This is a genomic window from Bacillus sp. SD088, from assembly GCF_017355205.1.
Taxonomy (GTDB): domain Bacteria; phylum Bacillota; class Bacilli; order Bacillales; family Bacillaceae_C; genus Lederbergia.
Map to the genome: position 1 here is coordinate 14,322 of NZ_JADIJK010000005.1, position 23,180 is coordinate 37,501.

General features: G+C 38.3%; 24 protein-coding genes. 19 read left to right on the forward strand and 5 right to left on the reverse strand.

The features are described 5' to 3' along the window. Positions 1 to 129: 129 nt before the first annotated feature. From IPU53_RS05635 to IPU53_RS05680, 10 genes are all read left to right on the forward strand, one after another. Positions 130 to 681, forward strand: a complete 552-nt coding sequence (locus IPU53_RS05635) for a thioredoxin family protein (RefSeq protein ID WP_207448742.1) — start codon at positions 130 to 132, stop codon at positions 679 to 681. A gap of 27 nt (positions 682 to 708) precedes the next feature. After that, the gene (locus IPU53_RS05640) at positions 709 to 1,512 is read left to right on the forward strand and encodes an arylamine N-acetyltransferase (protein ID WP_207448744.1); all 804 of its coding nucleotides are present in this window, start codon (positions 709 to 711) and stop codon (positions 1,510 to 1,512) included. A gap of 126 nt (positions 1,513 to 1,638) precedes the next feature. After that, entirely contained in the window at positions 1,639 to 2,436 is a 798-nt protein-coding gene (locus IPU53_RS05645; protein ID WP_207448746.1) for an endonuclease/exonuclease/phosphatase family protein, read from the forward strand. Positions 2,437 to 2,768: 332 nt separating this feature from the next. Next, entirely contained in the window at positions 2,769 to 3,644 is an 876-nt protein-coding gene (locus IPU53_RS05650; RefSeq protein ID WP_207448748.1) for a D-alanyl-D-alanine carboxypeptidase family protein, read from the forward strand. Between the two features lie 68 nt (positions 3,645 to 3,712). Beyond that, positions 3,713 to 4,255, forward strand: a complete 543-nt coding sequence (locus IPU53_RS05655; protein ID WP_207448750.1) for an RNA polymerase sigma factor — start codon at positions 3,713 to 3,715, stop codon at positions 4,253 to 4,255. After that, the gene (locus IPU53_RS05660; protein ID WP_207448752.1) at positions 4,252 to 4,728 is read left to right on the forward strand and encodes an anti-sigma factor family protein; all 477 of its coding nucleotides are present in this window, start codon (positions 4,252 to 4,254) and stop codon (positions 4,726 to 4,728) included. The genes IPU53_RS05655 and IPU53_RS05660 overlap by 4 nt, the downstream gene beginning before the upstream one ends. Further along, complete coding sequence (locus tag IPU53_RS05665) at positions 4,725 to 5,813, forward strand: hypothetical protein (RefSeq protein WP_207448754.1); 1,089 nt, start codon at positions 4,725 to 4,727, stop codon at positions 5,811 to 5,813. The genes IPU53_RS05660 and IPU53_RS05665 overlap by 4 nt, the downstream gene beginning before the upstream one ends. Continuing rightward, positions 5,810 to 6,706 (forward strand): hypothetical protein, encoded by an 897-nt coding sequence (locus IPU53_RS05670; protein WP_207448756.1) that lies wholly within the window; start codon positions 5,810 to 5,812, stop codon positions 6,704 to 6,706. The genes IPU53_RS05665 and IPU53_RS05670 overlap by 4 nt, the downstream gene beginning before the upstream one ends. A 184-nt stretch (positions 6,707 to 6,890) precedes the next feature. After that, positions 6,891 to 7,808, forward strand: coding sequence for a diacylglycerol kinase (locus tag IPU53_RS05675; RefSeq protein WP_207448758.1), 918 nt, complete (start codon positions 6,891 to 6,893; stop codon positions 7,806 to 7,808). Between the two features lie 83 nt (positions 7,809 to 7,891). After that, entirely contained in the window at positions 7,892 to 8,614 is a 723-nt protein-coding gene (locus IPU53_RS05680) for a ThuA domain-containing protein (RefSeq protein ID WP_207448760.1), read from the forward strand. 569 nt (positions 8,615 to 9,183) lie between these two features. Here the strand turns inward: IPU53_RS05680 and IPU53_RS05685 are convergent. After that, positions 9,184 to 9,489: a hypothetical protein gene (locus IPU53_RS05685; protein ID WP_207448762.1), complete on the reverse strand. Its 306-nt coding sequence runs from the start codon at positions 9,487 to 9,489 to the stop codon at positions 9,184 to 9,186. A 404-nt stretch (positions 9,490 to 9,893) separates the two neighbouring features. On the opposite strand from IPU53_RS05685, the gene IPU53_RS05690 reads away from it, so the two are divergent. Both IPU53_RS05690 and IPU53_RS05695 read left to right on the forward strand, forming a co-directional pair. After that, on the forward strand, positions 9,894 to 10,862 hold the full coding sequence (locus IPU53_RS05690; RefSeq protein WP_207448764.1) for a siderophore ABC transporter substrate-binding protein: 969 nt from the start codon (positions 9,894 to 9,896) through the stop codon (positions 10,860 to 10,862). Between the two features lie 127 nt (positions 10,863 to 10,989). Next, entirely contained in the window at positions 10,990 to 11,694 is a 705-nt protein-coding gene (locus IPU53_RS05695; RefSeq protein ID WP_207448766.1) for an NAD-dependent protein deacylase, read from the forward strand. Positions 11,695 to 11,781: 87 nt separating this feature from the next. On the opposite strand, the gene IPU53_RS05700 is transcribed toward IPU53_RS05695, so the two are convergent. From IPU53_RS05700 to IPU53_RS05715, 4 genes are all read right to left on the reverse strand, one after another. Next, positions 11,782 to 12,717 (reverse strand): glycine betaine ABC transporter substrate-binding protein, encoded by a 936-nt coding sequence (locus tag IPU53_RS05700; protein WP_207448768.1) that lies wholly within the window; start codon positions 12,715 to 12,717, stop codon positions 11,782 to 11,784. A 147-nt stretch (positions 12,718 to 12,864) separates the two neighbouring features. After that, positions 12,865 to 13,815, reverse strand: a complete 951-nt coding sequence (locus IPU53_RS05705; protein WP_207448770.1) for a glycine betaine ABC transporter substrate-binding protein — start codon at positions 13,813 to 13,815, stop codon at positions 12,865 to 12,867. Between the two features lie 57 nt (positions 13,816 to 13,872). After that, positions 13,873 to 14,718 carry an ABC transporter permease gene (locus IPU53_RS05710; RefSeq protein ID WP_207448772.1) on the reverse strand — a complete coding sequence of 282 codons (846 nt, stop codon included), beginning with the start codon at positions 14,716 to 14,718 and terminating at the stop codon, positions 13,873 to 13,875. After that, positions 14,718 to 15,935, reverse strand: a complete 1,218-nt coding sequence (locus tag IPU53_RS05715) for a quaternary amine ABC transporter ATP-binding protein (RefSeq protein ID WP_207448774.1) — start codon at positions 15,933 to 15,935, stop codon at positions 14,718 to 14,720. Before IPU53_RS05715 ends, IPU53_RS05710 begins: the two co-directional genes overlap by 1 nt. A 518-nt stretch (positions 15,936 to 16,453) precedes the next feature. Here IPU53_RS05715 and IPU53_RS05720 point away from each other — a divergent pair. The 7 genes from IPU53_RS05720 to IPU53_RS05750 all read left to right on the forward strand — a co-directional run bounded on the left by IPU53_RS05720 (position 16,454) and on the right by IPU53_RS05750 (position 23,173). Continuing rightward, positions 16,454 to 16,990 (forward strand): GbsR/MarR family transcriptional regulator, encoded by a 537-nt coding sequence (locus IPU53_RS05720; protein ID WP_207448776.1) that lies wholly within the window; start codon positions 16,454 to 16,456, stop codon positions 16,988 to 16,990. Further along, positions 16,990 to 18,042 carry an acyl-CoA dehydrogenase gene (locus IPU53_RS05725; protein WP_207448778.1) on the forward strand — a complete coding sequence of 351 codons (1,053 nt, stop codon included), beginning with the start codon at positions 16,990 to 16,992 and terminating at the stop codon, positions 18,040 to 18,042. The genes IPU53_RS05720 and IPU53_RS05725 overlap by 1 nt, the downstream gene beginning before the upstream one ends. Before the next feature lie 76 nt (positions 18,043 to 18,118). Then, positions 18,119 to 19,108, forward strand: coding sequence for a Gfo/Idh/MocA family protein (locus IPU53_RS05730; protein ID WP_207448780.1), 990 nt, complete (start codon positions 18,119 to 18,121; stop codon positions 19,106 to 19,108). Between the two features lie 283 nt (positions 19,109 to 19,391). Beyond that, positions 19,392 to 21,323 carry an asparagine synthase-related protein gene (locus tag IPU53_RS05735; RefSeq protein ID WP_207448782.1) on the forward strand — a complete coding sequence of 644 codons (1,932 nt, stop codon included), beginning with the start codon at positions 19,392 to 19,394 and terminating at the stop codon, positions 21,321 to 21,323. Between the two features lie 336 nt (positions 21,324 to 21,659). Beyond that, complete coding sequence (locus tag IPU53_RS05740) at positions 21,660 to 21,794, forward strand: paeninodin family lasso peptide (protein WP_207448784.1); 135 nt, start codon at positions 21,660 to 21,662, stop codon at positions 21,792 to 21,794. 150 nt (positions 21,795 to 21,944) lie between these two features. Then, positions 21,945 to 22,883: an aldolase gene (locus tag IPU53_RS05745; RefSeq protein ID WP_207448786.1), complete on the forward strand. Its 939-nt coding sequence runs from the start codon at positions 21,945 to 21,947 to the stop codon at positions 22,881 to 22,883. Continuing rightward, the gene (locus tag IPU53_RS05750; protein WP_207448788.1) at positions 22,877 to 23,173 is read left to right on the forward strand and encodes a lasso peptide biosynthesis PqqD family chaperone; all 297 of its coding nucleotides are present in this window, start codon (positions 22,877 to 22,879) and stop codon (positions 23,171 to 23,173) included. Before IPU53_RS05745 ends, IPU53_RS05750 begins: the two co-directional genes overlap by 7 nt. The last annotated feature ends 7 nt before the right edge of the window (positions 23,174 to 23,180 follow it).

A 23,180-nucleotide genomic window follows, 5' to 3' on the forward strand; every position in this document is an offset into this window, starting at 1 on the left:
CCCGTTTTCGGCTACTGTTGTAAAACTTCAAAATACGTTTGTATAATGAAAAGATTTAAATCGAAAAGATTGGCTTGTTTTACCGAAGCAGATATAATGAAAACAAGTTAAAACGGAAGGGGAAGAGGAATGAATCTTTCACAATGGTTTCAAAAAGGAATAACCTCTGAGGAATACATTCAATCAATGCAAAATCATCAAGAAAACTCAAAGTATATTTTGCAACACTTTGAGACTCCTACTCAGGATTCTGAATTTTTTTCCGAGCTGAAGAAAAAGGAATTACGCGTAATTGTCATCACAGAAGACTGGTGTGGGGATGCTATGGTCAATGTGCCAATTCTCCTACGTCTTGCTGAAAAGGCAGATATGGACGTAAGAATGATTTTGCGTGATCAAAACTTGGAGCTGATAGATCAATATTTAACAAACGGGACATCTCGCTCAATTCCTATTTTTATTTTTATAGATCAAGCTGGAGAAGAATATGCGGTATGGGGTCCAAGAGCAGATTCTATTCAATACTTTGTAGAAGAGCAACGTTCCAAACTCCCGCCAAAGGATGAACCACAATTTGCAGAACGGCAAAAGGAAATGTATGAGCAGATGATGAAGAAATATTTAGAAGATCGCTCTGTATGGAAGGATATTTATGAAAGCATTAAATTAGCATTGCAATAATTCATTGAATGGAAGAGGTGTTGAATAGTGAACCAAGCAGTAGATCAATATATACGTTTTTTACGATTGGAACAAGAAATTCCGACGATAAACTATTTACAGCGCCTCATTCAACATCATTTAACATTAGTACCCTATGAATCTTTTAGTAAGTTTCATTATTTTACGCTTGCACCAGATTTCATCCCGCCACTACCTTTGTTTGTTCATAACTTAGTAGAAAAAGGCTGGGGAGGGACTTGTTTTACACTTAATATGAACTTTGCAAGACTTTTAACAGAGTTGGGATTTGCCTGTTCATTTGTGCGAGTAGAACCAGGTCATTTGGCCATTATGGTCGAAATCCGCGAAAAAAAGGTGTATGTGGATGTTGGCTATGGTTCTCCTATAATGAAGCCAGTCGATTTAGAAGCAAGGCCGCAACATAAGATGCACGGCTTTGGCGAAGAAATTACGATCACGCAAACGAAGGATCATTTATATGAGATTGATCGAAAATCAAATGGAAAAACATTTGTAACAAAACAAATCATTTGGGAACCTCTTACAGAGGAAGAAATTTTAGAAGATATAAGGCAATCTTACTTAGATGTCGATGAAAATATCACAATGAGAAGAATAACAGCAGTTCGCTTTAATGGACATCAATGTTTTTATTTACGTAATAATATCATGAAAGTCATGACCTTCCGGAACATACAGGAAATTAAGTTGAATTCGTTGGAAAAGTGGTTAAAACAAATTCAGGATGTCTATCAAATAGAGGAAGAATCTTTGCTAGAATCGATTGATTTTCTGAATAAAAGAAAGATCGTCTTATTCGGAGCATAAAAGATCGTGTTAAACGAGCTTGATAAAGTGAAATTTCAATCATTTGGTTAATGGGATAAAAGTATTTCGGCGACCTAGTCGTCTTAAAAAGAAAATAAAGCGATTTCAATTAGGGAGATGAGAAATTTGAAGCATAAAGAAACTTTAATCGTCATGTCATATAACCTACGAAATAATAGTGATGTACCACCGAATTCATGGGAGGAAAGAAGAGGATTGATTCAGGCGTTAATTCAGCGAGAGAAACCTGATATTATCGGAACACAAGAAGGCCTTTATCCACAAGTGAAAGATATGGAGGCATTGCTTCCTGAATATAATTGGGTTGGTCTTGGAAGAGATGGCGGAAGTCATGGAGAATTTATGACCGTTTATTATCGAAAAGATCGATTCGACATAATGGAATTTGACCATTTTTGGCTTTCTGATACACCTGAACAAATTGGTTCAACTGCTTGGGGGAGTGCTTGTACAAGGATGGCTACATGGGTACGTTTATTTGATAACGAGACAAAGCAAACCTTTTACCATGTGAACACGCATTTAGATCATCGATCTGAAGAAGCGAGAGTGAATGGTGCTAAGCTGATTATTAACAAAACAGAAGCATTTAAATCCAATTTACCAATCATCCTAACAGGAGATTTTAATACATTTGCAGAGTCAGAGACTCATCAAACCTTTCTCGAAGAAGGGCAATATAGCGATACATGGTTCGATGCAAAAGAACGTATCAATGACCATTTAGGGACCTTTAATAATTTTAAAGATTCCTCTGGTGGAAAAGGAAGAATTGATTGGATTTTACATAAAGGAGACATAACTACATCAAGCGTGCAAATTGTGGATGACCAAATCGATGGCCGCTTTCCAAGTGACCATTTTCCTCTTATAGCCAATCTTCAATTTGACAAAAGTGAATAACAAAAAAAGCCTTGCACTTGCATCTTAATGGATGTAACCGCAAGGCTTTTTTGTGGCTTGGAAAATTATAAAATTGTAGCTTGTGGATAATTGTTTATGCTGCAATTATGTCTAGCTCCAGGCGCCATCGGCTCGAGGCTCGCAGGAGCGAGCCCATCGGCGTTGCGACAGGACGGCGCGTTTTTAGCAGTTCATCCTTACTATGAAAGTTTGTACGTCGCTAAACGGGCGCTTACACTTTTCTTGTTAAAATTAGTTTTTTAAGGTGTAGTTTTCTTGTTTTCCTTGGCGTCTATAAACTAGAGGATGTAAAATGGGAGGGGTGCTTTACAATGATAAAGAAAGGCTTTGTTCTCTCGCTCTTGATCACCATAGTCGTTTATTTTGCTTATCATGATAAATATGATATTCAAAGTGCCTATTCAATGAATCCCCTCTGGATAGAGGGAGAGGCAGCAATCGTCCTTGATGAAAAAACAGGGGAGACTCTCTTTGCCAAAAATGAAAATAAGAAACTCTACCCAGCCAGCCTAACGAAGTTATTAACAGCGTTAGTCGTTTTAGAAAAGGCTGATTTAGATGAGCGAGTGACGGTTGGTGATGAAGTTTATTTACAGTCAGATGACGAAGTGCGGGTTGGTTTATTTGAAGGACAAGTCCTTACCGTAGAAGATTTGTTGGGGGCGATGCTCATGCAATCTGGTAATGATGCGGCAAGGACTTTAGCTATTTATACCGCACATAAGGAGAAAGGAACAGATTATTCAGCACTAAAATCGATTCAATACTTCGCTCAGTTAATGAATGTAAAGGCGATTGAATTAGGAGCCGCCCACTCTCATTTTGTGAATCCACATGGGTTGCATGATCCCAATCATTATAGTACAGCTAAAGATTTAGCGGAAATTGCTCTAGCTGTCAAAAAGGAGAAGTCTTTAACTGAATTACTTGCTCAAACAGCCTATTCAAGCAACACACATACCTATCAAAATCGCAATCAATTGTTACATATGAACAGTCCATATTATTATAAATCAGCAACAGGCTTAAAAACAGGATTCACAGATCAAGCTGGCTATTGTCTTGTCTCTTCAGCAGAGGAAAAGGATCAATCTCTTATCACGGTTGTGCTTCAATCTGGGAAAGAACGAGTATGGGAAGATGCGATTGCTTTACTAGATTTTGGATTTGAAAATTTAACCCCCTAACGTGTAGGGGTACGCATATAACAATCGTTTATATACATAGTGGCCACTGGGAAGGGGGGAAAGAGAAGTTGGATGATGTACTCATCGAAAAAATAAAGAATGGAAATGATCACGCTTTTCGAATACTTGTAGAGAAATATCGAAATCTGATCTTCCATACGGTCTATGGCGTACTTCGCAATGAGAAAGATGCGGAAGATGCGAGTCAAGAAGTGTTTTTAAAGATCTATACTTCTCTTCCCCAGTATAAGAATCAAGGGTTTAAAACATGGATGACAAGAATTGCGGTTCATCACGCGATCGATATCAAACGAAAAAAAGTAAGAAGAAAAGAAGATCAGCAAGTTGAATATGAAGAAAGCTATCATACTCCTCCCACAGAAAATGTTGAACTTCTTGTGATCCAAAAGGAACGAAGGCATATATTGAGGGAGCGTTTGAAGGAATTACCAGTGAATTATCGCGATGTTGTAGAAGATTTTTATATAAAAGAAAAGACTTATCAAGAAATTGCTGAAAAGACAGATCTAAAGGTAAAAACAGTTGAGGTTAAATTGTATCGTGCAAGACAATGGATGAAGAAGCACTGGAAGGAGGATGATTTTTCATGAATCACTATAGTGTTGAAAATTGGCTGCAATATGTACGGGATGAACTTGAAGAAGAAACACGTACACAATATGAAAACCATCTTTATCATTGTGATCACTGTCTAGAATTATATTTGCAAGCTGTGGAAACCAATGATGCCCAGGAGCTAGATTTATCTGAAACGGAAAATTTTACAGATTCAATTATGGAGCAAATTGCTGAAATAAAAAATCCAGTACAGTGTGGGCAGAAAAAGAAGCGAATGCTTCATTTGCGAAAACAAACCTTTATTCATTATACCGTTGCGGTGGCAATGACGATGATCTTAATGTCAACAGGTGTCTTTTCTCAACTAATGAGAATGGCGAGTACTGTTGAAAGCAATGAATCTCGCCATACAGAATCCTTTATTCAAAGCTTTCTTGATCAGCAAGGTTCGATTATCAATAAATTTGAAATGGATATCCACATTAAGGAGGGAAAACAAAAATGAATAAAAATCCATTTATTGCCTTTTTACTTGCCTTTTTTCCAGGTGGAGGCTTAATGTATCTTGGAAAAGTACTAAGGGGACTCTTTTATACAGCAACGGTCATCATCATTCCCGTTTTTACCATCACACTTGCCATAATGTTTGGGAATGATGTATTTGTTGTCTTTTCACTTGGGGCCTTATTGTTATATATCATTAATTTTGTGGATACCGTTATCACCGCTTCAAAGCTTCTTAATAATGAGAATCAAATTTCGGAAAATGATTCAGCGAAAAAATCATATGAGTCTGAACGGTTTTTCACGATCATCCTCTCTTTTGTCCCTGGATTAGGGCATTTCCAGTTAGGCTTGGTGTATCGGGGGATGACATTACTAGTTGCTTTCTTTGGAGCGGCGATGATGATCCTTTTTGTCACTTTGATGACAGAAAGAAGTGAGTTTCTCATCTTTCTAGCTTCGCTTCCGATCATTTGGTTCTTCGGTTTTTTTGATGCATTGAAGCAATTGGACAAAAAGCAGAAGGGGGAAGAGCTTGAGGATAAATCTATTTTGGAAGAACTGGAAAATCGCAATTCGGATGGAAAGAAAAGCAAAGCAATCGCAACCTTACTAGCGATTATTCCTGGGGCTGGGCATCTCTATCTAGGCTTACAAAAACGCGGAATCCAATTGATGGCAGCCTTTCTATTTTCTATCTATATTTTAGATGTATTACGACTAGGGATTTTTCTCTTCATCGTCCCAATCATCTGGTTCTTTAGCTTTTTTGATGGTTTGCAAAAAGCGGCAAAATCAGATCAAGAATTAGAGAATGAAGATGTGCCACTGATTTCTTTCTTTTTAAATCATCAAAAATGGGTAGGGATTGGATTAATTATCTTAGGCATCTATTATATTGGGATGAATGTTGTCCTTCCAATTGTGGAACCTTTTATCCATAAATGGTTTTCGCTCGATCTTTATTATCTGTTGCATGAATATATCCAAACCGGGTTTATTTGTCTGTTGCTGATCGGTGGGGGCATCAAATTATTAACTGGTAAAAAAAACAAATCAAAGCAAGAAGAGGGTGAAGCAAAATGAGGACATGGCGTGTAGGTTCCTTTTCAATGGGAGGCGCATTAGTTTTTCTTGGCGTATTTCTACTGTTACAACAATTTTTAGGGTGGGACCCGGCTCTTGTTTTAATGTCTTGGTGGCCAGTACTATTCATTGTTTTAGGCATTGAGATTCTGTTATACCTTTTCTTTGCAAAAGCTGAGGATAGTCGGGTAAAATACGACTTTATTAGTATTATTTTTATTGCGATTATCGGAACAACGGGAATTGGTATGGCGATCTTGCATACTTCTGGGTTGTTTGAATTTGCTCAAAAAGTAGTCTCAGCGGAAGTGCGTGAAATGGATTTACCGAAATATGAGGAAAGTGATATAAAAGGAATCGAGCGTGTGCAGGTTGATACAGGTCCATTTGCTCTTTCGGTTGAAGCCACCGATCAACAGGAAATATCGATGTTTGGCACTTATCAGGACGATGTATTTGCTGGTGAGACGAGAATCAAAGAGCTCTCTGATTACGTGTTGATTGAGAAAAAAGGCGATACAATTTATATTAAAATGAAGGAAATCCCCTATAATCATTTCTACCGGTCGATGGATGGAGTGAAAGCCACTCTCTTGATTCCGCAAGATATTGCCTTAGCGTTGAAAGGCAATTGGCAACCTATCACTGTTGCACCTAGAAATCTTCTTAGTGATTGGGATATTAAAGGAGCAGAATCTGTCCATGTGGACATAGAAAAAACAATGAATTTAACATTAGACCTAGATAATGTGGATTATGTAGATGATCAGGATTGGGATCAAATAAAATTGACAGAAGAAGATTTTGTTGAAACGGCATCACGGAAGTTTGGAAAAGGAGAACATAAGCTCACGATACAGGGGGCGAATGCGGTTCATTTAAATGAACAATGACTTGAGAGGGATGTGCTGCCATTCCTCTTTTTTTCCGTAGACAATCTTGGTCCCTCATTCGTGAATGGATTTTATTCTTTAAAAAAGGTATGATAGATTTGTTAGACTTGATAATACTATAAGTGTTTATTGAAATGAATTGCATTGAAGAACAATGCCTATTTTGTATGAATGGGTGATGAGATTGAAAAGGGCACGAATTATTTATAATCCGACTTCTGGAAGAGAAATTTTTAAACGGAGTCTTGCAGATGTGCTACTGAGATTAGAAAAAGCAGGTTATGAAGCTTCCTGTCATGCGACGACAGAGGAAGGCGATGCCATCGCGGCGGCAAAGATTGCAGTGGATAGAGAATACGATGTCGTGATTGCTGCTGGTGGAGATGGGACTATTAATGAAGTTGTGAATGGATTAGCGGAACAGAAATTCCGTCCAAAGCTAGGTGTTATCCCGACTGGTACAACGAATGATTTTGCCAGAGCTCTACATATCCCACGAGATATTGATGCAGCTGTGGATGTGATCATTCAAAATGAAACCATTCCCGTTGATATTGGTCGAATGAATGACCATTATTTTATTAATATTGCTGGAGGAGGACGGCTGACAGAGCTTACGTATGAAGTTCCTAGTCGCTTGAAGACTGTACTTGGACAATTGGCCTACTATTTGAAGGGAATTGAAATGCTCCCATCTATCCGAGCTGCAGAGGCAACCATTGAATATGATGGAAAATTATTTGAAGGAGAAATCATGCTATTTCTAGTCGGTTTAACCAATTCGATTGGCGGCTTTGAAAAATTAGCACCAGACTCTTCTATAAATGATGGGTTGTTTACATTAATGATTTTGAAAAAGACGAATTTAGCAGAGTTTATAAAAGTGGCGAGTTTGGCTTTACGAGGAGAACATATTCATGATCCTAACTTGATTTATACGAAAGCCAATTATATAAAGGTTAAGTCTCCTGTTAAAATGCAACTAAATATTGATGGAGAATTCGGCGGCTTGTTACCAGCAGAATTTTCTAATTTATATCGCCATTTGGATGTGTTTGCTCCACTTGATCAAATTAGAGAACAAGATAAAGTAACAGGCTAAATTTCATCGCATAAGTAGACTTTGCTCATAGCGCCAATTAAAATGGAAATAGGTTCGAAATAAGAAAAAAAGGAGAGGAAAGCATGAACATTACGATTTGGAATGAAAATAAGCATGAAAAAACCAATCCAAAAGTAGCTGAAGTTTATCCCGAAGGTATTCATGGAGCCTTAGCAAAGTTGTTTGAGGGTACAGAGCATCAAGTGAAAACGGCGACATTAGAGCAACCTGAACATGGATTGACAGAAGAAGTGCTCAATAATACGGATGTGCTTTTTTGGTGGGGGCATATGGCCCATGGTGAAGTATCCGATGATATCGTGAATCGTGTACATAAACGGGTACTAGAAGGAATGGGCTTGATTGTCTTACATTCAGGACATTTCTCAAAAATATTTAAAAAGCTAATGGGTACTTCATGTGATTTAAAATGGCGTGAAGCAGATGATCGGGAACGCCTTTGGGTGGTAGATCCTACTCATCCGATTGCAGAAGGAATTGGAGAATACTTTGAATTAGAAAAAGAAGAAATGTATGGAGAACATTTTGATATCCCAGCTCCTGATGAACTTGTATTTGTTAGCTGGTTTGAAGGAGGAGAAGTTTTCCGCTCAGGTTGCGCGTATAAACGTGGAAACGGCAAAATCTTCTATTTCCGTCCTGGACATGAAACATATCCTACTTACTATAATAAAGATGTCCAACGAGTTTTACTCAATGCAGCCAATTGGGTAAAACCAGTTGATCGCGCTTATCCAAAGTACGGGAATGCAAAACCAATCGAAGAGATCTCTCCTAAAAATTGAGTTTAATTTCTATGCAAGAGAAAATCCATGGAAATACTCCATGAATTTTTTCTTGTTGCCAGGAAACTATATAACTTTCTGATTAAGGCGCTTGCGCTTTTCTTATAAGGTAAGAAAGTATAAATTTTGGCTAATGCTTGATCCAGCTCCAGCGCCCAGCGACTAGCAAACTTTCAGCTTCTGTTTGCGTAAGTCAACATCGGCTCATGCTTTACCGTGTATCCTTTATCTCAGGGCTACAGGATGTAGGTCAGAACAGCGTTGCGACGTACAGGATGTACTAGTGCAGACGAAGCGACAGGACGTCGCGTTTGAGTCTGCCGCTAGGACGGCGCGTTTTTAGCTGTTCATCCTTACTATGAAAGTTTGTACGTCGCTAAACGGGCGCTTGCGCTTTTGTTCAAAGATAAGAAAGTATAAAATTTTGGCTAGTGTTTTGATCTAGCTCCAGCGCCTAGCCCCTCGAGGTCAAATAACCTGAGCCAATAAAAGTCAAAACCGGACTTTTCTTGTCTCAGAACATTTGCTTGTCGGGGCTGAGCAAGGCGCTTGCGCTTTTCTTATTGGATCTAAGATTCATCGGTATTTTGTTGTTGGGACAGAAGGCCAGTGGCAAAAATTCCAGCAGAAGAGATCAGAAAACCAGACGAAAGAAGCATCCAGGAAATCGTAAGATCGATATTATCAAACCTCTTTGCCACTAATACATAGCCCACTGAAAGAATAAAACCAATTGTAAACAAAAAGGCGGCGACACGGTATTTTTTCCATTTCTCCTGATCGCGGTTTTTTCGAATATCAATGAAGCCCCAAATAAAAGACAGTATAACAAATAAAAAAGAACCAATAATAGCCAGAATACCAAGCAAATTCATTTCTTCCCTTCATCCTTTTCTTTATCCCGGTGCAACCGTCCGTAAGACCCCCACTTCAAGACTAGGAAATTTCAAAGAAGTCTAAGTGGGGGATAACGGACGCTAAAACCCCGATAAGTCTCGCTAATCATCAGTGGGGATGAAGAAAACCCCTACTGATGGCAGTCTCCCTTTATTGTAACAATCTTTTTGTAAGAAAGAAAAGCTTTGGGAGAAAAGCACTAATTGAAAAAGAAACTAAAAAATATATTGTAAAAAATGATAGATATGGTATATTACTAATTGAGAATGAATATCATTATCTAAAAGTCATAGAAAGTGGTGAAAGATTTAAATTTTTTGTGTTATAATGATAATGGTTATCAGTTGAACTATATACATAATCTAATAGAAGAGGTGTAGAGATGAGAAAGTTTGGTTTTATTTTTGCTATTCTGTTTGTAACAGCCGTATTGGCTGCTTGTGGTTCTGACACAAATAAAGATGATGAAAAAGAAGCAAATGAAGGAAATGCGAATGAGCAACAAGAAGAGACGACATTGACAATCAAACATGAATTAGGAGAAACACCTGTTGAGAAAAATCCCAAAAAGGTTGTAGTATTCGATTTTGGTGCACTTGATACATTAGATGCCCTAGGCGTTGAAGGAATTGTTGGTGTTCCACAAATGACTATTCCTGACTATTTGTCCAAATATGGGGAAGACGAATATGAGAATGTTGGGAGCCTAAAGGAACCTGATTTTGAAAAAATCCATTCTTTGGAACCTGATTTGATCTTAATCTCAGGCAGACAATCAGATCTTTACGATGATTTTACAGAAATCGCTCCAACAATTTATGTTGGTCTAGATACATCTAGATATATGGAATCTTTTAAAGAAAATGTAAACACACTAGCTGAGATATTTGAAAAGGAAGATCTAGCGAAAACAGAATTAGACAAAATTGATGAGAAAATTGCCACTCTACATGAAAAGGCAAGCAATGACGATGGAAAATCTCTTGTAGTCTTGGCTAATGAAGGTAAGATGAGTGCATACGGACCAAGTTCTCGTTTCGGTATTATTCATGATGTGTTTGGCTTTGCTCCAGTAGATGAAAATATTGAAGTTTCTACTCATGGACAAAATGTATCGTTCGAATACGTTCTTGAACAAAACCCCGACTATTTCTTTGTTATTGACAGAGGAACAGCCATTGGCGGCGAATCAAGTTCTAAACAATTAGTTGAGAATGAGCTAATTCAAAAAACAGATGCTTATAAAAATGATAAAATTGTTTATTTAGATCCTGCAAATTGGTATCTATCTGGCGGAGGATTAGAATCTGTATCTGCCATGGCAGATGAAGTGGAAGTTGTGTTAGAATAGAGGTAAACAAAGACTGCAACTAAAAGCTATTACTAGCTTTAGTTGCAGTCTTTTAAATGATTATATAGAATGACCTTAGGTGCAGTAGACTGATTTGGAAATAAGTTGAGAAAGGAAACGAATTGCTTTGTTATCTCAATGGTTGAAGGAATCTAATTACACTGTTATTTTAACGGGGGCAGGGATGTCTACAGAAAGTGGGCTTCCTGATTTTCGTTCATCTAGTAAAGGATTATGGACCAAAAAAGATCCTAGCCAAATTGCTAGCACGGAAGCATTGAATCATAATGTCGAGGAGTTTTTTCGATTTTATCGTCAGCATGTTTTGGGGTTGAATGAAGCAAAGCATCATCAAGGTCATTCAATTCTAGCTAGTTGGGAAAAAGAAGGACGAATTCAAAGTATTATTACGCAAAATATTGATGGCTTTCATACAGATGCGGGAAGTCAACATGTGATCGAATTGCACGGAACGATGAAAAAGGTGCATTGTCAATCTTGTGGTCGTGAATATGGAAATGAAACATATGCCAATGAGCAATTTATCTGTGAATGTGGAGGCAAACTGCGTCCTTCTGTTGTTTTATTTGGTGAAATGTTGCCAGAGGAAGCCCTTATGCAAGCAATAGAAGAAAGTGAAAAGGCTGATTTATTCATTGTTCTTGGTTCGTCATTAAGTGTGAGACCAGCCAATCAATTTCCCTTGATCGCCAAACAAAATGGGGCCAAGCTTGTGATCATTAATCTTGAGCCAACAGAATTTGATGTTTATGCTGATCTAGTGATTCATGAGCGAAAAATTGGTGAGATTTTGAACGAGGTAGATTTGTGATTTGGTCATGAAGTCTGTATAGTTTAAAAGAGGCCGGGACAAAAATATTTAGTGTTGTCACAGCCTCTTTTTCCTAATAAGTGAGGGTTATTTTACACCCTTTGTCCATTCTTCAATGAGTTCTGGATGATTGTCGATAAATTCTCGTACCACAGTATCTGGATCCTGATCATCATTAAAGATAGGTGCCATTAGTTCATCTTCCACCATTTCTCCGTCTTCCGTATATTGTTCTAATACCTTATAAGCAGCAGGTGCATCTTCTTCTAATCCTTCTCGAGCTACCGTGAAGATTTGATCTCCGTCGCCACCATAAACCTCCTCGGGATCATCTAACATTTTCATATCCATTACACCAAATACCCAGTGTGGTTTCCATAATGTAACGACAATTGGTTCTTCTTTGTCATATGCGGATTTTAGTTCCGCCAACATTGCGGCTTCAGAACTGGAAAGAAGCTCCCAGTCATCTAGACCATAAGTTTCCATCGCTTTCTCGGTATTTTGCATAATACCAGAACCACCATCAATACCAGTAATTTTCCAATCAACTGATTTTCCGAGCTCTTCGTTGTCTTTTAAGTCTTCTATGGAATTGACACCTTCCATATAACTTGGAACGGTAAGTGAATTTGGTGATTGATCAACATTCTTTTTCACTTTTACTACATCATCACCATAAGTTTTCTCATATTCACTGTGAATGACTGGTAATGAAGCACCTGTAAAGAAATCAGCTGAACCGTCCGCTACACTTGACCACATTGGACCAGCCTCTACCTGTTTTAATTCCACATTGTATCCAATGTCTTCAAGCACAGCGGCATATAAATGGCTTACTGCAGTTTCCCTCGCCCATGCGACATAAGGAAGAGTTAAATCTTTCTGGCCTAATTCAATTCTATCATTCTCTTCCGAACCTGTATTAGAATTATCTTCCTCTGCATCGCTTCCACAAGCGGCAAGCAACATGGAAAGAGCAAGAATAAATACTAAACTAATAAATGACCATTTCCTACCCATATAATCAATCCTCCTATTATTTTTAAAACCATCTTTTCATTGCTTATATCATCAACATAGTATGTTGAATAGCAAAATGTATAAAACAAAAATCCCTCTACTAATACATCGGCAGAGGGATTTTTTTATTCTTGTATAAAATTGAGTTTATTTTACGCCTTCAGTCCATTGTTCAACAAGATCTGGATGGTCTTCCATAAATTGTTGTGCAACATCTGCAGGGTCTTTATCTTCAGCGAAGACTGGTGGCATTAGTTCCTCTACCATTTCATAGTCTTCTGTATATTGTTCTAGCACTTTATAAGCTGCAGGAGCGTCTTCCTTTAATCCTTTACGGGCTACGATGTAGATTTGATCTCCATCTCCGCCGTAAATTTCCTCAGGATCTTCCAGCATTTTCATGTCCATCACACCGAATACCCAGTGTGGCTTCCAAAGTGGAACAACAATTGGTTCTTCTTTATCATACGCAGACTGCAATTCGGCGATCATCGCTGCCTCGGAACTTGATACTAGATTCCAATTGTCCAAACCATATTCTTCCATAGCAGTTTCAGTATTTTGCATAATTCCAGCACCAGCATCAATACCAGTAATCGTCCAATCAACTGAATCCCCAAATTCCTCATTGTCTTTCAAGTCTTCAATGGAGTTTATATCTTCCACATAGCTTGGCACGGCAAGGGCTAATGGTGCCTTATCAAGTACCTCATTTACTTTTACAACATCATCTTCATACTGTTCCCAATAACTAGCGTGTGTAGCTGGTAACCAAGCGGATGCCATGAAATCAGCGGATCCATCGGCAACACTAGACCACATTGGCCCTGCTTCAACTTGCTTCACATCTACGCTATAACCAACATCTTCAAGGACAGCGGCTAGCAAATAGCTTGCGGGAGTTTCCCGTGCCCATGCTACGTAAGGAAGGGTTAAATCCTCCTGTCCTAACTCAACTCCGCTTCCTCCGTCCGTGTCAGAACCTGCCGAATCGTTCCCGTTCGATTCATCATCAGCACTGTTCCCACATGCTGCCAAGAGCATGGAAAGTGCAAGTGTAAATGCAAAACCTACAAGATAAAACTTCTTTCTTGTCATGTAAAAAGTCCCCCTAAATATAATGTATATTTGCAACTCCATAAATGGAGATATTGCTTACTTTTTGTTTACTCCTTGAGTAATACGGTCAAGCACCATGGCAATAATTACAAGAGCCAAACCACCTTCAAATCCTAACCCAATTTTAATTTGAGTGACCGAGCGATAGACAATTTCTCCAAGCCCAGGTGCTCCAACAAGTGAGGCGGTGACAACCATTGATAGTGATAACATGATCGTCTGGTTCACTCCTGCCATCATAGTAGGCATGGCAAGTGGAATTTGTACTTTTCCAAGTCTTTGCGCTGTTGTTGAACCAAATGCATTCGCGGCTTCTATTAACTCTCCGTCTACCTGACGAATACCCAGATTGGTCATTCTAACTGTTGGTGGCATGGAAAAGATAATCGTTGCAATGACTCCTGGAACCATACCAATACCAAAGAAGACAACAGATGGAATCAAATAAACGAATGCAGGCATAGTCTGCATAAAGTCTAGAATCGGTGTAATTGTGGACTGTACTGAAGCTTTTTGAGACATCCAAATACCAATCGGTATCCCAATGATCATGGAAAAGATAACCGAGATAATGATAAGCGATAATGTATCAAGCGTCTCAGACCAATAACCGAGATTATCGATTAAAGCAAGCCCAATAAGTGAGAAGAGCCCTGTTTTCCAACCTGCAACTCGCCAAGCAATTAATGAGATAATCACGATAAGGATGTAAGCTGAACCAGGAATATTACCAATCGATAATAGCCATACAAGCCCATCCGTTACACTTTTAATCCCGCTAGAGATCCCATCAAAGATGACTCCGAGATTATCCGTTAAAAATTTTACGAATGTTTCAATCCACTCTTTTAATGGAAGTTTAGGGAAAAGTTGATCTGTCATTATGAGATCACCCCATTTCCATTAATGACTTCATCGTTCCCAGCCATTGCGCCCATGATCGCACCTTTAACAACAATACCTAGCAAGCGTTGTTGATCATCGACAACAGCTAAGGGTACATCTGCTGAAGCCATTGATTCAAACAAATCGGTTAGGAATGTATCTTTACTTACGGTGGGGACATCTTTAGTCATAACATTTTCAATCGACTGCTTTGCTTTAATCGCATCAGATGCTTGACTGGCTGTCACATAACCTAACAGCTTTCTTTTTTTGTCCATCACATATATTGTGGAAATACCTTGATCACGCATCATTTGTAAAGCGACACGCGGCCCTTTATCTGGTGTTATACTTTCAGCTCTTTTCATTACATGACTGGCTGTCAATACTTTAGAAAGATCGACATCCTCAACAAATCGCTCTACATAATCGTTAGCTGGATTCATTAATATTTCTTCAGCTGTACCAATTTGTACGATTACTCCATCTTTCATTAGTGCGATTCTGTCACCGATGCGTAAAGCCTCGTTTAAGTCATGGGTGATAAAAATAATAGTTTTTCCAACAGATTCATGTAAATCTAATAATTCATCCTGCATGTCTTTACGAATCAGGGGATCAAGCGCGCTGAAAGCTTCATCCATTAATAAAATATCGGGGTCATTGGTGAGGGCCCGTGCTAATCCTACACGTTGTTGCATTCCACCTGAAAGTTCATTTGGATATTTATCCGTATAGCCACCAAGGCCGACTAAATCTAGTGATTCACGCGCTTTTTGGGCACGTTCTTCCTTATCGACACCTTGTATTTCTAGACCATATTCGGTATTTTGTTGGATTGTTTTGTGAGGAAGTAAAGCGAATTTCTGGAAAACCATACTCATTTTCTTGCGACGAATTTCACGTAACTGTTCTTTATTCATCGTGGTAATATCTACTCCATCAATCCAAACATTACCAGATGTTGGCTCAATCAAACGGTTCAACAATCGGATGAGTGTGGATTTTCCGCTCCCAGAAAGACCCATGATTACAAAAACTTCTCCTGCGGCCACTTCGAACGAGGCTTGGTTGACTCCAACGGTCATTCCTGTTTCACGCAGAATCTCATCTTTCGATTTATTTTCCTTTAACAGTTGAACGGCTCGTTTTGGATGTTTGCCAAACACCTTTGTTAATTTTTCTACCTTAATCTCTATAGTTTTGTTTCCCATAGTGTTCCCCCTTTGGTTACCTATACAATGTTAAGGAAAGATCACAGAAATAACAAAGAGCATATACCTCTTCATTCTGGTGGTTTTGTACGTACAGAATAAACTGTACAAAGCAAACAGGTGGTTTTCTTAAACATCCTCCTGTTTCCTGCTGTTTCCTTGTCTACGTGAATCTTTACTTTCTTACTATGATTATAATAAAGTAGAGACATTAAAGTAGTTTTGCTAAAATAGAAAAGGCTTAATTATTTTTATCCCGTATTAACTGATCCATGGAAAAACCTAGAATTGTAGGAGGGATCAACGGCCAGTAAAAGCCTGATTAAGGACAACAGGATGTTGTTCACAAAGGTTACGACTAGTGCATGCGAAACGACAGGACGTCGCGAATTTAGCCTTTGATCTTCTGAAATCAGTTGGGATGAAGAAAAACCTCCACTGATTGAAGTATCACTTTATTCTTCAATATTAAAATGAAAAATTCTTATAAATTATCATGCACTTAGGATGTGAATAAGATGGAAGGTATGGAACAGCTTGATAAAGCACGAGAGAGAATTATTGAGACCATTGCCCAAAACATCCATTTATATGGACTAACCTCCTCGGCAGGTAGACTTTATGGTATGATGTTTTTTCAGCGTAAGCCCATCACCCTTGATGAAATGAAGGAAGAATTAGGGATGAGTAAGACAAGTATGAGTACATCTGTAAGAGCGTTATCAGACTTGAAAATGGTTGAGAGGGTTTGGAAAAAAGGTGTAAGAAAAGATTTATATCAAGTAGAAGAAGATTGGTATCAAGGTTTTATTGATCTGTTTTCAACGAAATGGAAAGGATCCATCTCTGTCCACAAAATTTCAATCAAAAAGTCCATTACTGAATTAAAAACTTTGCTTGAGGACGAACAAACAAGTGAAGATGTGTTAGAATTAGCAAGGGAAGATCTGGAGAAATTGGAATATATTTTTGAATACTTTGAATGGTTAGAACGAGTCGTGGAAACATTTGAAGAACATCAAATTTTTGATTTCGTGCCGAAGAAAAAAGAGTAATGGGTTGGTGGACTGATATGTATAGCAAGGCCTTGGTCGATGATGTGAGAAGTCAGGCAATGTATATTGATTATTCAGGAGGAATTCCTGAGGGTTTATTGCAATGGTTATATGAAGAAAGATTATTTAAATTATTTATTCCGAAAGAACTAGGCGGAAGAATGCTGGATTTACCAGTTGCTTTGCAGGTATTCCAAAAAGTATCGGAAATGGAAGGGAATTTAGGCTGGCTTACAGCGATTGGCTCAGGCGGCGGCATGTTTATTCCCACTATTGAAAAGTCGTTGGCTGCGCAATTATTTAAAAATGAGCAGGCAGTTATTGCAGGCAGCGGGTATCCCAATGGAAAAGCGAGGAAAATAGATGGAGGCTATATCGTAAGTGGAGAGTGGAAATATTGCAGTGGTTCCCCTTTTGCTTCTTTCTATACAGCCAATAGTCTGACAGAAGCAGGCGAAATGCTTAGCTTTATATTCATGCCGCATCAAGTAGAGATCATCGAGGATTGGAATGCTTTAGGTTTACGAGGAACAGGCAGTCATACTATGAGAGTAAAGAATGCATTAGTTTCAGAGGAATATACCTTTAAATTGGATGTCCCGCAAAATGAATATTCGGGACCTGTTCATTCCTTCCCATTTATTCCTTTTTCGCAATCATCATTTATGGCGGTTTGTCTCGGGATTACGGAGCATTTTTATCAAGAGGCTAGAAAGATTGTGAAAAGGCGAATAAAGAATGGAGATACAAAATTTGAGCCTGTAGATCTTCTATTGACTGAGCAGGAAACCATTTTTCAGCAAAAGGTCGATATATTTTATAGAGAAATCGAGAAATTATGGAATCTCCATGTAAAAGGGAACAGTCTCTCTGAAAAGGAGATAAACCAATTTAGTAAAATGTGTAAAGAGGATCTACAAATGATGATGCAAGGGGTTGATAGCCTGTTGCGATATTTAGGAATGGATGCCGTTATGGAAACGTCCTCCTTGAATAAAATTTGGCGAGATTTACATACGGCTAGTCAACATGGATTTATTACGCCACTATAATAGTTTTTGCTATCAATTTTCTACTATTTCTTATAAGATGGAAGGGTAAACATTTATAAAAAAAGGAGTGTCAACTTTGATTAAAGTCGCTTTACTAAGTAGATGGCATGTACATGCAAATGATTATGCAAACAGTGCAAAGGAAAATCCAGATGTATCAATCGAATTGATATGGGATGAGGAAAGAGAAAGAGGAGAGGAATGGGCAAAAGAATTAAATGTTCCTTTTGAAGCGGATATTGATAAAGTGTTGGCTAATCCTCATATAGATGCAGTGATTATCAGCACACCTACAAATTTACATAAAGACATTATTGTAGCAGCCGCTAAAAATAAGAAACATATTTTCACTGAAAAAGTACTCGCTTTCAATGTGAAAGATTGTGAAGACATCTATCAAGCAGTGGAAGAAAATAATGTGAAATTAATGTTGTCGCTTCCACGTTTAACAGAAAACTATTATCTGTATGCACAGGAAGCTTTGGATTCTGGTAAACTAGGAACACTGACAACTATTCGTTGCCGTCTTGCGCATAATGGCGGTGTTGGACAAAATGGTGCAAAAACAGGGTGGTTACCTGAGCGATTCTTTAATAAAGAACAAGCTGGTGGTGGATCCCTAATGGATCTTGGTGCTCATCCGATTTATTTAACCAATCGCCTAGCTGGTCCTGCAAAAGCTGTACAAGCTCAATTGCAACAATCAAAAGTATTTGATGTGGATGATAATGCCGCTGTTTTAGTTGAATATGAGTCTGGCGCAATGGGGATTATTGAATCTGGATTTACTTCCTTTGGAAGTCCCTTCCAATTAGAGTTATACGGGACAGAAGGAGTTTTACTGATTGAGGAAGGAAATGTTCGTATTCAAAGCAGTCATTTGGATGAAAGGGGTTGGCAAACACCAGAGTTACCAGAAGCCTTACCAATGCCAATGCAACAGTGGACCTCATCGATTCTAGAGGGCACAACACCTTCCATTACAAAAGAGGATGTACTTGCTCTAACTGCTATCAATGAAAAAGCTGCTCAATCACAAGCCGAAGGTAAAAAAATAAATCTGTAAATCTCCCTTAAAATGTGGGAACAATTGAAAGTGAAACGACTCTGTCATTCAAAATGTGAAGGCAGGGTCGTTTTTTCTATGCTAATTTCTTTAACAGCAAGAAATAAGAAATATTTTGAAAAACTAGTTGACAAGAAAAATAATTGATGATAATTTTATGATAATCGTTCTTTATGAAGAACGAAGATGTGCTTTTTACTAGAACAATCATAAACTTATAAAATAGGATATCCGGTTTTTTCTAATGTTTCAACCTAAACATACGGTACAAGGAGGGAAAAAGATGAGTGCCATTGCTGGAATTTTTCGTCAATCGCAGGGACCATTATTAAATGATGATGGCAATCGGATCATGCAGGAATTAGAGCGGTTTCCAGCAGACGATGTCCAGACATGGCAAAAGGATTCTATCTTTCTTGGGTGTCATGCTCAGTGGATAACACCTGAATCGATAGAAGAGTCGTTACCCTTTTATGATGCTCATCGGCAACTGGCTATTACAGCAGATGTGATTATTGATAACCGCCAAGAATTGTTTGAACGATTACAAATCCATTATAGAGACCGTCAACAGATTACAGATAGTCAATTAATTTTATTGGCTTATCATGAGTGGGGCGAGGATGCCCCGAAATTTTTGGTAGGGGATTTTGCTTTTGTCATTTGGGATGAAAAACAAAGAAAACTGTTTGGGGCGAGGGACTACTCAGGAAAAAGAACGCTCTACTATGCTTATCAACATCATCAATTTATTTTCTGTACAATCGTTAAGCCATTATTTACTGTACCTTTCATACAAAAGAAGCTAAATGAACAATGGATCGCAGAATTTCTGGCAAATCCAGGTTTGGTCGATTCAGTTGATTCGGCCTCAACAGTGTATAAGGATATATTTCAAATCCCACCATCACATTCCATTACTGTGACTGATGATCGGCTTACACTTAACCGCTATTGCACATTACCAGAAGATACAAAATTAAGATTAAAGTCAGATTATGAATATGAAGAGGCTTTTCGCGATGTTTTCTCAAGTGCAGTTGATGGAGGTTTACGCACTTTTCGTCAAGTAGGTGCTCATCTAAGCGGAGGATTGGATTCTAGTTCTGTTGCAAGTATGGCGGCAAAGACTTTAAAGGCGAAAAATAAAAGGCTGCATACTTTTAGCTATGTTCCAGTAAAGGATTTTAAAGATTGGACACCAAGGAGTAGAGTTGCGAATGAACGTCCGCAAATAGAATCAATTGTCCAGCATATTGGCAATATTTCTCCTAACTATGTAAGTTTTCAAGATCGACACCCTTATTCAGAAATTGATGATTGGCTTGATCTATTAGAAATGCCTTATAAATTCTTTGAAAATACCTATTGGTTAAAAGGGATTTATGAAGAAGCTAATCGAAGGGAAATTGGTGTACTTTTAACAGGACAAAGGGGAAACTGGTCCATTTCCTGGGGGCCGATTTGGGATTACTATGCTCGATTATTTAAAAAAATGAAATGGTGGAGGCTGTACAATGAAATTCAGTTGTTTAGTCACAAGTCAGGCATAGGTAGAAAGAGCATGATCCAGAGAATTGGAAATAAAGCTTTTCCTACGATTTATCCAAGTCAGCTTAATCATGTATCGGCCTTTCCAGTGTTTATCAATAAAGATTTTGCTAAGAAAACCCAGGTGCACGAAAAGCTTCAAGCTCAAAATATTGATCCGCACGGGAAGTTGGAGACAGATATTTACAAGATTCGAACCGAACAATATCAACAATTATTTTACTGGAATACGACAGGTACATATGGAACAAAGTTATCCTTAAAATACGGGGTCGTTGATCGTGATCCAACCAATGATTTACGGGTTGTTCGTTTTTGTTTGTCATTGCCTGAAAGTCAATATGTTCAAAAAGGAATGGATCGATCATTAATTAGAAGAGCCATGAAGGGGTACTTGCCTGATGATATTCGTCTAAATCGGACAACAAAAGGGATCCAAGGAGCAGATGGTGTCCATCGAATGAAAGACATTTGGAGGGATTTTATTAGAGATATAGAGCAATTACAAAAAAATCCCATCCTGCAAGAGATGGTTGATCAAGATGTCATTCAGTCTTGTTTAGCCATTATGAAAGAAAAACCAAAAGATGCATGGATATTTCAATTTGAATTTAAAGTACTGATGCGGACATTAATTCTCCACCGTTTTATTCAGACAATTTAATACTTGCTTAGGAATTATAAATTTGAAATAAGTTCCAACAGGAAGGCATGGCGTCTTTACTGTTCATCCTTATTAAGAAAGTTTGTACGTCGCAAAACGGTCGCTTGCGCTTTTGTTCTAGCATAGGAAATTATAAAATTGTTGCTTGTGTATAAGTTGAAATTTTGAGTTTTGTCGTCTAGCTCCAGCGCCCAGCGACTAGCAAACTTTCAGCTTCTTCCTACGATAAGTCAACATCGGCTCATGCTTCGCCGTGTATCCTTTATCTCGTCAGAAGCTTAGAAAGTTTGTACGTCGCAAAACGGTCGCTTGCGCTTTTGTTCAAAGGAGGTGAGGATGATGAAGAAATGGCAAGAGCCTAAATTAGAAGTTCTAACAATTGGAATGACGATGGCGGGTCCCGGATTATCCATTCCAGATGCAGTTCAACCGGATCCAGATCCAGAAGACACGGTTCATTATGATAGTTAAGTGTCTTTTAGCTTCTAATTGCAACCTTCTAACCCCTTAAGGGGTGTGATAAACACGCACTTAAGGGAAAAAGGGCTTTACTAAGGAGCCCTTATAACTTGAAAAAGGGATAAGGGCTACAACACAAAATTTAAGTAGCATGGAGGAAAAATGGTTACTACATTTAATCCAGTTGTCTATAAAGCATTTGGGATGCATGTACGAAGTGAGTTCCCATTGCCAGAGTTACCTCAAATTGAGGAGAAAAGTGAGGAAATGACGATCTCCATTGAAATCCGAGATTTGACAGAAATGTGGAATAAAGCTAAGGGGGACACTCGCTATTTCAAAGTTGTGGAAAATAAAGTACTATTTCACATCCCTCATACAGCCATTTATTGTATTCAAGATGGAAATAAAATTACCGTATCACCGCTGCAACATGCCCATGAAGACCAAGTCCGCTTGTATATTCTTGGCTCATGTATGGGGGCACTACTTTTGCAAAGAAGGGTTTTACCATTACACGGAAGTGCACTTGCCATTAATGGGAAGGCCTATGCAATTATCGGCGATTCCGGGGCAGGTAAATCAACGCTTGCTTCAGCTTTTTTGCACCAAGGGTTTCAGTTATTAACAGATGATGTTATTCCAATCACTTTTACCCAGCAAAATATTCCTGTGGTTTCACCCACATATCCACAGCAAAAACTTTGGCAAGAAAGTTTGGAAGCTTTCGGAATGGGAACGGAGGGATATCGTCCTATCTTCCAAAGAGAAAGCAAATTTGCAATTCCTGTTTCTACTCAATTTGCTACGGCGCCTTTGCCATTGGCCGGCATATTTGAATTAGTAAAAACAAATCGTCAGCAAGTAGTTATGGAACCTATTCTAACTTTGCAACGATTACAAATTTTGTTTCAGCATACGTACCGGAATTTTTTATTATCTCATCTTGGTTTAAAAGAATGGCATTTTCATCTGATGACAAGAATCGCGAGTTGTACTCAGCTATACCAAATCCAGCGACCAACTCATTCATTTACAGCCGATAAATTAACAACATTGATATTAAAGACTATTCATAAGGAGGGTGAAGAGAAATGGTAACGACAAAATGGTCCCTTGATCAAGCAGTTGTTCAAGTTGAAGGAAATATTGTTAGTAATATGGGTGATGAGAAAGTGATGCTAAGTATTCATAATGGAAAATATTATAATCTAGGTGAAATTGGCGGAGAAATTTGGGAACTCATGAAAGAACCAATTTCTATTAAGCAAATCATTACATCTCTGCTTACTCGTTATCAAGTGGAAACGAAAGAATGTGAAGAACAGGTTCAAGCTTTTATAAGCCATTTATTAGAGGAAGATCTGGTTAAAAGGATTCCCGAAAAATAGGAGAATG